Origin of the sequence: Mesorhizobium sp. M2A.F.Ca.ET.037.01.1.1 (assembly GCF_003998075.1) — a bacterium.
GTDB lineage: Bacteria > Pseudomonadota > Alphaproteobacteria > Rhizobiales > Rhizobiaceae > Mesorhizobium.
The window spans coordinates 1-703 of sequence record NZ_RZSA01001633.1; the positions used below are offsets into that span (position 1 = coordinate 1).

2 protein-coding genes are annotated in these 703 nt (G+C 70.6%); both read right to left on the reverse strand.

Going from position 1 to position 703, the window contains the following annotated elements; genetic code table 11:
- Nucleotides 1-359, reverse strand: a 359-nt coding sequence (locus tag EOA27_RS38865; protein WP_127259019.1) for a 2Fe-2S iron-sulfur cluster-binding protein, incomplete at its 3' end; no start/stop codon positions are given.
- Nucleotides 356-703 (reverse strand): molybdopterin cofactor-binding domain-containing protein (locus EOA27_RS38870; RefSeq protein ID WP_145970924.1); only part of this gene is annotated, 348 nt, incomplete at its 5' end. The genes EOA27_RS38865 and EOA27_RS38870, both read right to left, overlap by 4 nt.

Below are 703 nucleotides of genomic sequence, written 5' to 3' on the forward strand. Positions count from 1 at the left end.
TGCTCACGCAGCAGCGCCGTGAGCACGATCGTGAAGCCCGGCGCGCAATAGCCGCACTGGAAGGCATTCTCCTCGGCAAGCGCGCTGCGGACGATGGCCGCCTCGGGCAGGGCGTCGAGACCTTCGGGCGTGAGGATGTCCGCGCCGACGATCTGCCATGCCATCAGCAGGCAGGAATTCACCGGCCGCCCGTCCATCAGCACGGCGCAGGCGCCGCAGCGGCCGATGCCGCACGCCTTCTTGTTGGCCGTCAGGCCCAGCCGCTCGCGCAGCATGTCGATGAGGCGCATGTCCGGCGGAACCTGCATCGCCGTGTCCGCGCCATTGAGGCGAAAGGCGACCGCAATCGTCTCGATCATGCCGCCGCTCCCAGCGCGTCGAGCAGCCTTTCGGCATCGAAGGGCGCGGCGTGCGGCCAGACGCCGGTCGCGTCGGCAACCGCATTGGCGATCGCCGGCGTGACCGCGCCGATGCCGAGCTCGCCGGCGCCGCGCGGCCCGAACGGGTCGCCGGGGTCGAGGTCCTCGAGCGCGCAGGTTGCGACGGATTCGGGCGCGTCGGCGATGCTGGGCATCATGTAGGTGTCCAGGTTGGCGGTGACGTAGCGGCCGTCCTGCATGGCGGCGTGCTCGGTCAGCGTGAAGCCGACGCCCTGCAGCCCGCCGCCTTCGATCTGGCCGAGATAGGCGGCGAGATCGAGGAT